This window comes from Chlorobaculum sp. 24CR (assembly GCF_004118635.1).
In the GTDB taxonomy this organism is placed as follows: Bacteria; Bacteroidota; Chlorobiia; order Chlorobiales; family Chlorobiaceae; genus Chlorobaculum.
Genome location: NZ_SDGU01000005.1, coordinates 75,224 through 88,223, shown reverse-complemented (window position 1 = coordinate 88,223; position 13,000 = coordinate 75,224). Strand labels below are relative to the sequence as shown.

The following is a 13,000-nucleotide window of genomic DNA, read 5'->3' as shown; positions in this document are numbered from 1 at the left end:
CGAAATGCTCAGATATATTCTCAAACGGCTGCTGATCGCCGTGCCGCTCATCTTCGGGGTGCTGACCCTGACCTTCTTCATCATCCGGCTCGCGCCGGGCGATCCGGCGGCGTTCTTCATCCAGCCGGGCATCAGCCCCAACGTCGCCGAGCAGATCCGCCAGCAGTATGGGCTGAACGACCCGCTGCCGGTGCAGTACGTCAAGTGGCTCGGCAACGTGCTGCACGGCGATTTCGGACGCAGCTTCAGCCGCGCCCAGCAGCCGGTGATCGAGGTGATTGCCGAGGCGCTGCCGGTGACGATGACCATCGCCGTGCTCACGCTCATCGCCAACTTCGCCTTCGGCATCATCATCGGCGTGATCTCGGCGGTGAGGCAGAACAGCTTTCTCGACCGCTTCCTGACTGTCACGGCGCTCTTTTTTTACTCCATGCCGGAGTTCTGGCTCGCCCTGATGATGATTATCCTTTTCGCCCTGAAGTGGCCGCTTTTCCCGGTCTCCGGCCTCAACGAAATCGGCGCGGAGAGCTACGGCGCGTTCGGCTTCGTCATGGACAGAATCTGGCATCTTGCCCTGCCGGTGACGGTGCTGAGCATCAACGGTTCCGCCGGAATCGCCCGCTACGTACGCGGCAGTATGCTGGAGGTGATCCGGCAGGACTACGTTCGCACGGCGCGGGCCAAAGGTCTCAGCGAACGGGTGGTGATTCTCAAGCACGCGCTGCGCAACGCGCTCCTGCCGGTGGTGACGCTGATGGGCAGCTCGCTGCCGTTCATCTTCAGCGGGGCGCTTTTCATTGAGGTGATTTTCGCGTTCCCCGGCATGGGGCGCGTGACCGTGGAGGCGATCTTCGCCCGCGACTATCCGCTGATTATCGCCAACACCTTCGTCTCCGGCACGATGATCGTCTTCGGTAATCTCCTGGCCGACGTGCTCTACGCGGTGGTCGATCCGAGGATCAAACTGTGAATCAAAATGGTGAGCCTGAGTGAGGATTGAAGCGTTGAATACCGCTCCGGACGCGACGGAAGTCCGCTTCGAGGAGCAGATACGGCCGCAGAAGATGGGCGATTTCGCCGGTCAGAAAAAGCTGACCGACAACCTGAAGGTGTTCATCACCGCGGCGCGCAAGCGCAGCGAGGCGCTCGACCACGTGCTGCTCTCCGGCCCGCCCGGCCTCGGCAAGACCACGCTGGCGCACATCATCGCCGCCGAGATGGGCGGAGGCATCAAGATCACCTCCGGCCCGCTCATCGACAAGGCGGGCAACCTCGCCGGTTTGCTCACCAGCATGAAAAAGGGGGACATCCTCTTTATCGACGAAATTCACCGGCTCGCCCCGGCGGTCGAGGAGTACCTCTACTCGGCGATGGAGGATTACCGCATCGACATCCTGCTCGACAGCGGCCCGGCGTCGCGGGCGGTGCAGCTCAGGCTCGAACCCTTCACGCTGGTCGGCGCGACCACGCGGGCGGGCCTGTTGACCTCGCCCTTGCGGGCGCGATTTGGCATCAACAACCGCCTTGACTACTACACCCCCGATATCCTCCAGGGCATCATCGTCCGCGCGGCGGGCATTCTGAACATCGGCGTCGATGAGGACGCGGCGATGGAGATCGCCCGCCGTTCGCGAGGCACCCCGCGCATCGCCAACCGCCTGTTGCGCCGCGCGCGCGACTTCGCGCAGGTGGGGGGTGAAGAGTCGATTTCGCTCGCCGTCGCCCGCCACACGCTCGAATCGCTCGAAATCGACGAGGGTGGCCTCGACGACATGGACAAGAAAATCCTCGAAGCGATCGTGCGCAAGTTCAACGGTGGGCCGGTCGGCGTGGCGTCGCTCGCCGTTTCGGTGGGCGAGGAGCAGGACACCATTGAGGAGGTCTATGAACCCTATCTCATCCAGATGGGCTACCTCGCCCGGACGCCACGGGGTCGCGTCGCTACCCGGCTCGCCATGAGCCGCTTCTCCCATCCGGGCATCTCCGGCGAGGGGCCGCTGTTCGACGCCGCCGAAGGTCGCGATGGATAGGCCCTGTCGCATCGCTGTGTTCCGGCGGCTTGTCGCGCTGCTGGCGCTTCTTGTCGGCGCGGCGCTGTCGGCTTCACCGGCAAAGGCGGCGTCGAGCCGGGAGAGCACCGCGACGTCCAGCACGTCAACTGCCGCCGCTTCCGACGGTTTGCCCGAATACGCGCAGGGTCTTTTTCTCGATATGAAGGGGGATTACTGGGAGGCCATCGACCTGTTCAGAAAGGTGATAGCCAAAACGCCTGGCAATGCCGCCGTGAACTATTCGATCTCAAAATCCTGGCTCCGCCTGGCCGTGCTCGACTCGGCGCGGGTGTATGGCGAAGCAGCCGTCAAGCTCGATCCCTCGAACCGCTACTATCTGCGGTATCTGGCCGGCGTGGCCCATGACATGCGCGACTACGACCGGGCGGCGGCGCTGTACGGGCAGGAGTCGGTTCTGGAGCCTGATCGCACCGATATTCTCTATCTGCAAGGGCTTGAATACCTGGCAGCAAAACGGCCGGAGCAGGCGCTTCAAGTGTTCGAGAAGGCTGCGCGGATCGATCCGTACAACGAAGCCGCGCTTATCCAGACCCTGACGCTCGAAATCGGACTCAAACGCTATCCTGAAGCCATCGAGACCTCCAGGCAGTTGCTCGGGCTTGGTGGAAATGAACGGAAAGTCGGCATCACGCTTGCCGGGCTTTACGTGAAAACCGGCCAGGAGGCGCTGGCCGTTCGGACGCTCCGGGAGCTGATCGAGTCCGATCGCGACAATATCGCCTTCCGGATCGCGCTGTTCGACCACTACATCGAAGGCGGGCGCACGGTCGAGTATCATCGCGCCGTGATCGATTTTTTCGACAAGGCCTCAATGCCGCCGGAGAAGCTGTACGATTTCGCCAAGCTCTATATTTTGCGTTCGGGCAAGGATTCGCTCTACGTTGAGCCAACCCGGATTCTGCTCAATGAGCTGATCGTCCGCCGCCCGCATGACAGCGAACTTATCATGCTGACGGGGATGTATGGCGCGATGCACGGACGGCAGCAGGAGGGGGCCGTGCTTTTCAGAAAAGCCGTTCAGCTCGATCCCGGCAATGCGACGGCGTGGGAGTACCTCATCACCACGCAGTTCGATCTTGGCCAAAAGCGCGAGGCGTTCGAGCTGCTGGCCAACGTCAGGCGAATGTTTCCCCGGCAGAGGCAGCGGTGGCGCGTCATCGAAGGCTCCCTGTTGCTCTCTTCCCGTGAACTGCGCAGGGCGGTTGTCGTGCTTGAATCGGTGGTAGCGGCCAAGCCGCAGCCCGATCAGAATCTTCTGATACAGGCCAACACCAATCTGGCGATGGCCTGCGATCTGCTCGGCATGAAAAAGCGTAGCCGAGCGGCGTACGAGCGGGTGCTTGAACTCGATCCGCACAACACCCTCGCCATGAACAATCTCGCCTACCTCTTTGCCGAAGAGGGCATCAGGCTCCGGCAGGCGTTGCGTCTGGCCACCAACGCCGTGATGCTCGAACCGGACAGCGGCGTCTTTCTCGACACCCTCGGCTGGGTACACTTCAAACTCGGCAACCACGAGCTCGCCCGGCAGACTCTCGAAAAAGCGGTCGCCACCGGCATCGATGAAACCGAGGTGTACCGTCACCTCGCCGAGGCGTACCGGAAACTCGGCAACGAAGCCAAAGCGCGGCAGATGCTGGAGAAGGCGAAGAACGTGAAGAAGCGGTGAATATCAGCGGATGATGCTGTTTTCATAAAGATCAGCGATCGGAAAGCAAAGATCATAATCATTCCATTGCAGATCGCCTTCATCCAGAGAATAGTTACGAAACTCCTCAATATCGAGGTATTTCCTGATGAGGGGATTTCGAGACGATGAAAGAAACGGAAAAAAGTCAATCTGTTGACTGGTATTGTCATTAAAGAACAGCTCCAGCCTGTAGTCGCCCAGGTAGTTGGCCTGCTCTATCCAAATCACCTGTTCATCCGAAATCATTTGATTCTCCTGTCTATTTTTTCGCGGCAAGACCTTTTTGCCTTTGACAGGCTGGATGACGATAGATGTTATTCCATTTCTAAATCTATAAAGCACTAATAATCCAAGGCCAAGCGACGATAGAATGCACTCTCGGTGTATCCAGCTCCATCGCTTTCAACGAAACTTCCAACTGATCTTCAAGAGCTTCGATGCTGTCGAAGACCAGATTGCCGAATGCTTTTTCGCGCAGTTCATCCCACACATGCTCGACAGGGTTGAGTTCTGGCGCATAGGGTGGCAATGAAACCAACAACAGGTTCTTCGGGATCTTCAGCGTCGACGACTTGTGCCAGCCTGCGCCATCGAGGATCATGGCGATTCGATCTTTCGGGTGTCTGGCGGCGACTTCATCAAGAAAAAGCTGCATGCATTCGCTATTGACATGCGGCAGAATCAGCGTATCCAGTATACCATCGCTCACTGACACCGCAGCGTAAGCATAGGTATATTGTTGTGTTACCATCGCTTGCGCCAACGGACGAATTGGGCGGGGGCACCAGCATCGCCGCGTATCGGAGATACGACCGAACCGCGCCTCATCCTGAAACATCACCCGAAGCGCACCGTCTTTATTGGCGCCAGACCACTCCTTGTCGATCGTGGAAATCAGGTTCCCGAAGTTTTTTTAAACGTATCCTGCGCTTCGGGATCGCTTTTCGGGTGCCGTTTGTCCGGCGCAAGCTTGCGCCAGCCGTGCCGGTGCAGCAGATTGTAGGTCGAGGCGAGCGCCGTGGTTCGGCCCAATCGCTTGTCGAGCGCCTGCTTGATTTCGCCGACGACCAGGATGCCGCCACGAGCCGCTTTATCGAAAAAAGGAGCAAGGAATTCAACCTCGTCTTCGAGTGTCATGTTTTCCCTTCGGCGACCGCCACGCTTTTGTTTCGGCGTCTGCGGCTTGCCGACGGACTGGATAAAGCGCCGCCTGAGTTTACAGGCCCAACCTCTTGAAATACCAAGGATTGCGCCTACCTGATCCATCGATAAACCATGTTCCAGTGGCAAGATTACCGCTTGAGCCTCGCGCATCTGTTCTACGGTTCGCGCTTTGGCTAAAGCTTCCTTTGCTCTTGCCAGAACCTCCTTGCCTGTCGCCGGTCGTGCCATATACCCTCATTTTTTTGTTGATGGGTATATAATAGTCTTATTGTTTTAAAATTGGAATTACCTTGCCATTTTCAATGATAAATTCCGTATTTGACTATAGTTAGGCCTGTCGTGAGTTGAGAGGCTGTTTCCGTCGTTTGGCTTTATGCGATTCCCTCCGCCAGTCGGCGGAGCGTCGGGATGCGGGATTCGTTCTGCATAAAACAGAAAAGGCGTCCTCACATGTCGGGACGCCTTTTTCTGCTACTGTACGTTCAGTGTATCATTCACCTTCAACCGAGCGGTTGGCGAGGTGTTCGTAGTGGGCCCAGCGGGCGTCCACCTCATGCTGGATAGCCTCGAAGTACTGTTTGGCGAGGTCGGGATGGGTCTTCTTCAGCATCCTGAAGCGGTTCTCCATGTTCAGGAACTGGGCGACCGGGATTTTCGGCTTCTTCGAGTCGAGCATCAGCGGATTCAAACCCTCCTTGCGCCGCTCCGGATTGTAGCGGTAGAGCAGCCAGTGGCCGGAATCGACCGCCGCTTTCTGATGCTCCAGACCCGCCGCGAGGTCGAAGCCGTGCGCGATGCAGTGCGAGTAGGCGATGATGATCGACGGGCCATCGTATGCCTCGGCTTCGAGGAAGGCCCTCAACGTCTGCTCGTCACGCGCGCCCATGGCGACGCTGGCCACATAGGCGTTGCCGTAGGACATCGAGATCAGGCCAAGGTCTTTCTTGGTGGCGACCCGGCCCGCGGCGGCGAACTTGGCGACCGCGGCTTTCGGCGTGGCTTTCGAGGCCTGACCGCCAGTGTTGGAGTAAACCTCCGTGTCGAGCACGAGCAGGTTGACGTTCTTGTCCGAGGCGGTGACGTGGTCGAGACCGCCGTAACCGATGTCGTAGGCCCAGCCGTCGCCGCCAACCGCCCAGACGCTCTTCTTGACCAGCATGTCGGCCACGGAGAGCAGGTTTTTCGCTTCAGGCGACTTCATCTGCTGGAGCTTCTCTTTCAGCACGGCCACGCGCTCGCGCTGCTCGAAAATCTCCGGCTCGCTCTGCTGCGAGGCTTCGAGAATGCCGGTAGCGAGCGTTTCGCCGATTTCGCCTGCCAGCCTCTTGACCAGCTCCAGCGCAAACTGCTGCTGCTTGTTGATGGAAATCCTGAAGCCAAGCGCGAACTCCGCCGTGTCCTCGAAGAGCGAGTTCGACCACGTTGGTCCGAGACCCTGCGGGTTCGACGCATAGGGCGTGGTCGGCAGGTTGCCACCGTAGATCGACGAGCAGCCGGTGGCGTTGCCAATGACGAGGCGGTCGCCGAAGAGCTGGGTCATCAGCTTGACGTACGGCGTTTCGCCGCAGCCGGAGCAAGCGCCCGAGAACTCGAAGAGCGGCTGCTGGAGCTGCTGCTCCTTGATGTGCCTCGGATTGATCTTGTTGCGGTCGAACTCCGGAAGGTCGATGAAGAAGCTCCAGCAGGCAGCTTCGGTTTCGCGCAGCGGAGCCTGCTCGTGCATGTTCAGCGCTTTGCGTCCCTCGACCTGCTTGTCCCTGGCCGGGCAGACGTTGACGCAGAGCTGGCAGCCGGTACAATCTTCGGGAGCCACCTGAACGGTGTAGCGCATCCCTTTCCAGTTGGCGGCCTTGGCTTCGAGGCTCTTGAAGGTCTCCGGCGCGTTTTCGAGATGCTCCGGCTCATAGACCTTGATGCGGATGGCTGCGTGCGGGCAGACCATCGAGCACTTGCCGCACTCGATGCAAAGCTCGGGCACCCAAGCCGGAATCTCCATCGCCAGGTTGCGCTTCTCGAACTTCGCGGTACCGACCGGATAGGTGCCATCGACCGGCAGTTCGCTCACCGGCAGGCAGTCGCCCTCGCCGGCAATGATCTTTGCCAGCACGTTGCAGACGAACTCCGGCGCGTCGCCGACGATGGGAGCGCGCAGCTCTTTCGTGCTGTCGGCCACCGCGCCGATCATCACTTCGTGCAGGTTGGCCAGCGTGTCGTCAACCGCCTGGATGTTCTGCTGAACGATTTCGTCGCCCTTTTTGCCATAGGTCTCGCGGATCGCGTCCTTGATCTTCTCGATCGCCTCTTCACCTGGCAGCACGCCAGAAATCGCAAAGAAGCAAGCCTGCATGATGGTGTTGATGCGCTGGCCCATGCCGCTTTCGTGGGCGACCTTGTAGGCGTCGATGGTGTAAAGCTTTGCCTGCTTGTCGATCAGGCGCTGCTGCACGAGGCGCGGCAGCTTGTTCCACACCGCTTCCGGCGAATAGACCGAGTTGATGAGCAGCGTGCCGCCCTGCTTGAGGTTCTTGGCCACGTCGATCATTTCGAGGAAGACCCAGTGGTGGCAGCCGACGAACTGGGCCTCGGTGATGAGGTAGGTCGAGCGGATCTGCTCGGGACCGAACCTCAGGTGCGAGGTGGTGATCGAACCGGCTTTCTTGGAGTCATAGACGAAGAAACCCTGCGCGTAGTTGTCGGTGTTCTCGCCGATGATCTTGATCGAGTTCTTGTTCGCACCGACCGTGCCGTCAGAACCGAGGCCGTAGAAGAGCGCGCGGAAGACCGAGTCCGGCTCGATCGAGAACGTTTCGTCGTAGGCGAGGCTGGTGCGGGTTACGTCGTCGTCGATGCCGATGGTGAAGTGGTTCTTCGGCGCTTCTGCCTTCATGTTGTCGAACACACCCTTGACCATCGCCGGGGTGAACTCCTTCGATGACAGGCCGTAGCGTCCGCCGACAACTTTGGGCATCGAGACGCATTTGCCATCCTGGTACGACTCTGCGACGGCGTTGATGACGTCGAGGTAGAGCGGTTCGCCAGCGCTGCCCGGCTCCTTGACGCGGTCGAGCACCGAGATCGACTTGACGCTCGACGGCAGCGAAGCGATGAAGGTCGCCACGTCGAACGGTCTGTAGAGACGCACCTTGACCAGACCGACCTTTTCGCCCTGGTTGTTCAGGTACTCGACGGTTTCGAGCGCGGTTTCGGCGCCAGAGCCCATCATGATGATGATGCGGTCGGCGTCCGGAGCGCCATAATACTGGTAAAGCTTGTAGCTGCGGCCGGTCATCTCGGCGAACTGGTCCATCGCCTTCTGGGTGATCGACGGGCAGGCGTTGTAGAAGCTGTTGACGCTCTCGCGCGCCTGGAAATAGACGTCCGGATTCTGCGAGGTGCCGCGGATGATCGGCTCGTCCGGCGACATGCGGCGCATCCGGTGCGCGATCACCAGATCATCGTTAATCATCGAGCGGATTTCGGCGTCCGAGAGTACCTCGATCTTGGAGATTTCGTGCGACGTGCGGAAGCCGTCGAAGAAGTGCAGGAACGGCACTCGTGATTCGAGCGTGGCGGCCTGCGAAATCAGCCCCATGTCCATCACCTCCTGCACCGAGCACGAGGCGAGCAGTGCGAAGCCGGTGCCCCTGACCGCCATCACGTCACCGTGGTCGCAGAAGATCGAGAGCGCCTGCGCGGCCAGCGAACGCGCCGACACATGGATCACGCAGGGGGTCAGTTCGCCGGCGATTTTGTACATGTTCGGGATCATCAGCAAGAGACCCTGGGCGGCCGTGAAGGTGGTCGTCAGCGCACCGGTCTGCAGGGCGCCGTGAACGGCAGCCGCCGCGCCCGCTTCGCTCTGCATCTCATCGACGAGCGGTATGGTTCCCCAGATGTTTTTTACATCGACTGCGGCCCAGGCATCGGAGTATTCTCCCATCGGTGAGGCCGGAGTGATCGGGTATATCGAAATAACTTCGTTCGTGCGATAGGCGACATGAGCAAGCGCTTCATTCCCCTCCATTGTCTTGAATGTCCGGGTCATACGATCAATAGCTGGATTATGATTGTTGGGACTGTGTGATCCTCGATGGGTACAACTACGAAAGAACGGGAAAGTTACGTTCGCAGGTGAGAAAAAGCTTCGAGTGTGCTTCCGAAGATAGGAAAAAAAACTAATATAGTTTCAATCGTGAATACTATTATAGCTTTTGCTCAATGATACGCTTTTTTTGCATCTGACGGGCAGGCGGGACGAAGTCCCGGCAAATCTAACTTTTCTGATTTTTGGACAGAACAGACCACGCCGAAATCCCGGCTCCGGAACCTCAGGAACAGGTCGTCTATGGCCGCAATGCCGTCATCGAGCTGTTGCAGTCAAAGCCTGAGAGCGTCGAGAAGATTTATCTCCAGTTCAACACCAACCATCCCAAGCTCAAGGAGATCATCATCACGGCCCGTCGCCTGAGGATTCCCTGCGGCAAGGCGCGCATGGAGAAGCTCTCGCTCATCGCCGGCACGGCCAAAAACCAGGGCGTCTGCGCGCTTCTGACCAGCGTGACCTTTTACACGCTCGACGAGGTGCTCGCCGCGCCGCGCAACAGTTCGCTGCTGCTCGTCGTTTTGCAGGGCCTCGAAGACCCGCACAACGTCGGGGCGATCATCCGCACCGCCGAGGCGGTAGCCGCCGACGCGGTCATCATGATCGACGGCAAGGGAGCGCCGATCAGCGCGAGTGTGCACAAAGCATCGGCGGGCGCGCTCTCGCACATGCGCGTCTGCAAGGTCAAAAGCGTGGTCAAGACGCTCGACCTGTTGCGTGAGCGCGGATTCAGCGTCGTGGCCGCCGACATGGAGGCCGAGCACAACCACACCGACTTCGACTGGACGCGCCCGACGGTGCTCGTGATGGGCGCGGAGGGCAGCGGCCTCGGCTCGGAGACCCGCAAGCGCTGCGACCAGATCGTGCGCATCCCGATGGCCGGCTGCGTCGAGTCGCTCAACGTCAGCGTGGCGGCAGGCGTGATGCTGTACGAAGCCATGCGCCAGCGGCTGGGGTAGGGGAGCGGTGGACGAAGTGGACGGCGTGGACCTGGTGGACAGAAGGCTGAAAACAGGAGCAGTTTTTCAGCCTGTTGTCTTTGCTGTCCTTTGCGTCCCTTTGGTCGCTGTTGTTTTCGCAGCGCCGAAAAAATGTTACCTTGAACATCATTTGTTCACTACCTCAAAGCAACTTAAATCGCGTTCCGCCATGAACATCCCGGACAATCTCCGCTATACCAAAGACCACGAATGGCTCCAGCTTCTCGATGACGGCGTGACCGCTGTGGTCGGCATCACCGATTTCGCGCAGTCCGAGCTTGGCGACATCGTGTTCGTCGAAACCAAAGCTGTCGGCACGAAGGTCGCGGCGCACGGCGCGTTCGGTACCGTCGAGGCGGTCAAGACCGTGGCCGACCTGTTCGCTCCGGTGGCGGGTGAAATTGTCGAGGTCAACGGTGCGCTCGACGATGCGGCGGTTGTCAACTCCGATCCCTACAACGAGGGGTGGATCGTGAAGATGAAGCTGGACGATCCCAAGTCGGTCGAGTCGCTGCTCTCTCCGGCGGACTACAGCGCCCTGATCGGCGAGTAAGATTTTCAACTGAATTTCAATACGCAACCATGCCTTTCATTGTCAATACCGATGCCGAGCGGGCCGAGATGCTGCGCGAAATCGGCGTCGAGAATTTCGAGGCGCTGATCGCTGACATTCCCGAAGAGATTCGCCTCAAAAAGGCGCTCGACCTTTTTCCTGCGATGGGCGAGCCGGAGGTGAAAAGTCTGCTCGAAAAGATGGCGTCGGGCAACGCCGCCACTTGCGATCACGTGAGCTTCCTCGGCGCGGGCGCTTACGACCACTTCATTCCGGCGGCGGTCAAAACCATCTCCTCGCGGAGCGAATTCTACACGGCTTATACGCCATATCAGGCCGAGGTGTCGCAGGGCACCTTGCAGGCGATCTACGAATACCAGACCGCCATGTGTCGCCTGTACGGCATGGACGTGGCCAACGCCTCGATGTACGACGGCGCGAGCGCGCTGGCCGAGGCGGCGCTGATCGCCCTGAACACCACCGGGCGCAACAGCATCGTGGTGGCTGGCAAGCTGCACCCCTACACGAGCCAGGTGCTCGAAACCTACCTTGAAGCCGCGGGCGACCGGCCCATCGTCCAGAACAGCATCGAAAACGGCATCGGCAGCGTCGCGGCGCTCGAAGCGCTGGTTTCTTCCGAAACCGCCGCAGTGATCGTGCAGCAGCCGAACTTCTACGGCTGTCTCGAAGAGGTCGAAGCGATTGGCGAAATTGCGAAAAAGAATGGCGCGATGTTTATCGTCTCCGCCGATCCGGTCTCCCTCGGCGTGCTGGAAGCGCCGGGCAATTACGGCGCGGACATCGCCGTCGGCGAAGGTCAGTCGGTCGGCAACGCGCAGAGCTTCGGCGGGCCGTACCTCGGCATTCTGACCGTCAGCCAGAAATACGTGCGCAAAATTCCGGGCCGACTGGTCGGCATGACCAAAGACAAGGATGGCAACGACGGGTTTATTCTCACGCTCCAGACTCGCGAGCAGCACATCCGACGCGAAAAGGCCACCTCGAACATCTGCTCCAACCAGGCGCTCTGCGCGTTGCAGGCGGTGGTGCACCTCTCGCTGCTCGGCAAGGAGGGAATTCAGGAGGTCGCCAACCGCTCGATGCAGAAGGCGCACTACCTGGCCGACCGCATCGCCGGACTTCCCGGTTTCGCGCTCAAGTACAGCGCGCCGTTCTTCCGCGAATTCGTGGTCGAAACGCCCGTTCCGGCGGCGACGATCATCGAGAAGATGCTGGAGAAAAAGGTGTTCGCCGGTGTCGATCTCTCCGCATGGGGAGAAGATGGCTTGCTGGTCGCCGTCACCGAAAAACGCACGAAAGAGGAACTCGACAGCTTCGTCAGCGAACTTGCCGCTTTCGGCTGAAAAGCCTCGCGAGAAATGAAAAAAGCGGCCTCTTTGGGCGGCTTTTTTCATTATAGGACCTATAGGTCGTATAGGTCCTATAAGTCCTATAAGTCCTATAAGACCTATTCTTCTTTCTCAAATCAGCCCGAGCTTTTGAAGCTCGTCGCGTAAAATCGCCTTGTTGGCTTCGGCCATGGGCACCAGCGGCAGGCGGTAAACCTCCTCGATCATGCCCATCAGCGAGAGCGCGTACTTTACCGGCACGGGGTTGCTGTCGATGAAGTTCAGGCGGAAAAGCTTGCGATACTTGCGGTTGATTGCGCGGGCCTCTTCGAGGTTGCCTGCCTTCATGGCGTCGATCAGCCCCTTGACCACCTTCGGCACCTGGTTTGCCGCCACCGAAATGACGCCGTCGCCGCCGAGCGCCATGAAGGGCAGCATCAGCCCGTCCTCGCCGGTCATCACCGAAAAGCGCTCCGGGCGCTCGTCGATGAGCGTCATGATCTGCTCGAAGTTGGCCGACGCCTCCTTGACGGCGAGCACGTTTTCGAAATCGCGGGCGAGGCGCAAAATCGTCTCGGCGCTCACGTTGCAGCCCGTGCGGCCCGGCACGTTGTAGATGATCACCGGAACCGAAACCGCTTCGGCCACGTGGCGGAAGTGCTGGTAGAATCCCTCCTGCGAAGGCTTGTTGTAGTAGGGCGCGACCGAGAGAATGGCCTGCGCTCCGGCCTTTTCGGCGTTGCGCGACAGCTCGACCGCGTGCCGGGTGTCGTTGGTGCCTGCTCCGGCGGCCACCATCATCGACTCGCCAGCCTCCTCGCGCACCGTGCGGATGATCTCCGCCTCCTCCTCATTGGTGAGGGTGGGCGACTCGCCGGTGGTGCCGCAGGGAAGCACGATGTCGGTTCCGGCTTCGCGATGGAACCGCACCAGCCGCCGGATGGCGTCGAAATCTATCGATCCGTCCTGGTGGAACGGCGTGACAAGGGCTACGGCTGAACCTGAAATAAGGCGATTGGACATGAGAACTGCTTGATTCTAAAGTGGTTAAAGGCTGCCAGCGCTCTGGGGACGCCGGGTCGGGAGCGCA

The 13,000-nt window shown here is 59.7% G+C and carries 11 protein-coding genes; 6 read left to right on the top strand and 5 right to left on the bottom strand.

Going from position 1 to position 13,000, the window contains the following annotated elements; translation table 11 throughout:
* Positions 1 to 4 precede the first annotated feature (4 nt).
* The 3 genes from EST62_RS00845 to EST62_RS00835 are packed head-to-tail and all read left to right on the top strand — an operon-like array spanning position 5 to position 3,741.
* The gene (locus EST62_RS00845) at positions 5 to 970 is read left to right on the top strand and encodes an ABC transporter permease (protein ID WP_129050224.1); all 966 of its coding nucleotides are present in this window, start codon (positions 5 to 7) and stop codon (positions 968 to 970) included.
* A 19-nt stretch (positions 971 to 989) separates the two neighbouring features.
* Positions 990 to 2,030: a Holliday junction branch migration DNA helicase RuvB gene (gene ruvB / locus EST62_RS00840; RefSeq protein ID WP_129050223.1), complete on the top strand. Its 1,041-nt coding sequence runs from the start codon at positions 990 to 992 to the stop codon at positions 2,028 to 2,030.
* Positions 2,023 to 3,741, top strand: a complete 1,719-nt coding sequence (locus EST62_RS00835; protein ID WP_129050222.1) for a tetratricopeptide repeat protein — start codon at positions 2,023 to 2,025, stop codon at positions 3,739 to 3,741. The genes ruvB and EST62_RS00835 overlap by 8 nt, the downstream gene beginning before the upstream one ends.
* Positions 3,742 to 3,744: 3 nt before the next feature.
* On the opposite strand, the gene EST62_RS00830 is transcribed toward EST62_RS00835, so the two are convergent.
* The 4 genes from EST62_RS00830 to nifJ all read right to left on the bottom strand — a co-directional run bounded on the left by EST62_RS00830 (position 3,745) and on the right by nifJ (position 8,971).
* Positions 3,745 to 4,008, bottom strand: coding sequence for a DUF2442 domain-containing protein (locus EST62_RS00830; protein ID WP_129050221.1), 264 nt, complete (start codon positions 4,006 to 4,008; stop codon positions 3,745 to 3,747).
* An 85-nt stretch (positions 4,009 to 4,093) separates the two neighbouring features.
* Positions 4,094 to 4,648 (bottom strand): IS630 family transposase, encoded by a 555-nt coding sequence (locus tag EST62_RS13610; RefSeq protein WP_256372340.1) that lies wholly within the window; start codon positions 4,646 to 4,648, stop codon positions 4,094 to 4,096.
* 8 nt (positions 4,649 to 4,656) lie between these two features.
* On the bottom strand, positions 4,657 to 5,076 hold the full coding sequence (locus EST62_RS00820; RefSeq protein ID WP_371414665.1) for a winged helix-turn-helix domain-containing protein: 420 nt from the start codon (positions 5,074 to 5,076) through the stop codon (positions 4,657 to 4,659).
* A gap of 340 nt (positions 5,077 to 5,416) precedes the next feature.
* Positions 5,417 to 8,971: a pyruvate:ferredoxin (flavodoxin) oxidoreductase gene (gene nifJ, locus EST62_RS00815; RefSeq protein ID WP_129050219.1), complete on the bottom strand. Its 3,555-nt coding sequence runs from the start codon at positions 8,969 to 8,971 to the stop codon at positions 5,417 to 5,419.
* Positions 8,972 to 9,213: 242 nt separating this feature from the next.
* Between nifJ and rlmB the strand changes: the two genes are divergently transcribed.
* The 3 genes from rlmB to gcvPA all read left to right on the top strand — a co-directional run bounded on the left by rlmB (position 9,214) and on the right by gcvPA (position 11,925).
* The gene (gene rlmB, locus EST62_RS00810) at positions 9,214 to 9,987 is read left to right on the top strand and encodes a 23S rRNA (guanosine(2251)-2'-O)-methyltransferase RlmB (protein WP_129050218.1); all 774 of its coding nucleotides are present in this window, start codon (positions 9,214 to 9,216) and stop codon (positions 9,985 to 9,987) included.
* Between the two features lie 190 nt (positions 9,988 to 10,177).
* Positions 10,178 to 10,561, top strand: a complete 384-nt coding sequence (gcvH, locus tag EST62_RS00805; RefSeq protein WP_129050217.1) for a glycine cleavage system protein GcvH — start codon at positions 10,178 to 10,180, stop codon at positions 10,559 to 10,561.
* A 29-nt stretch (positions 10,562 to 10,590) separates the two neighbouring features.
* The gene (gene gcvPA, locus EST62_RS00800; protein ID WP_129050216.1) at positions 10,591 to 11,925 is read left to right on the top strand and encodes an aminomethyl-transferring glycine dehydrogenase subunit GcvPA; all 1,335 of its coding nucleotides are present in this window, start codon (positions 10,591 to 10,593) and stop codon (positions 11,923 to 11,925) included.
* A gap of 117 nt (positions 11,926 to 12,042) precedes the next feature.
* Here gcvPA and dapA read toward each other — a convergent pair whose 3' ends face one another.
* Positions 12,043 to 12,933, bottom strand: coding sequence for a 4-hydroxy-tetrahydrodipicolinate synthase (gene dapA, locus EST62_RS00795; protein WP_129050215.1), 891 nt, complete (start codon positions 12,931 to 12,933; stop codon positions 12,043 to 12,045).
* Positions 12,934 to 13,000 lie beyond the last annotated feature (67 nt).